Genomic DNA, 264 nt, shown 5'->3' on the forward strand with positions numbered 1-264 from the left:
TTGGTTTCTTTACATTTTTCTTTGTATTTATATTATCTGGAGTTTCCTTTGTTAGAGAACGTTTAAGTGGTACATTAGAGAGGTTATTGTCCACTCCAGTGAGAAGATGGGAAATAGTTGTAGGATATATTATTGGTTTTGGAATCTTTGCATTTATACAATCAATTATAATCGTGAATTTTTCAGTTTATATTTTAGACTTGTATGTAGCTGGCTCCATATGGCTAACGCTACTTATTACATGTATGCTTTCTTTAACAGCAC

The 264-nt window shown here is 31.4% G+C and carries 1 protein-coding gene; it reads left to right on the forward strand.

Annotation, left to right across the window (positions count from 1 at the left end; all coding sequences use genetic code 11):
• Positions 1 to 264, forward strand: a 264-nt coding sequence (locus tag SB775_RS30485; RefSeq protein WP_410864995.1) for an ABC transporter permease, incomplete at both ends; no start/stop codon positions are given.

The organism is Peribacillus sp. SIMBA_075, assembly GCF_046534585.1.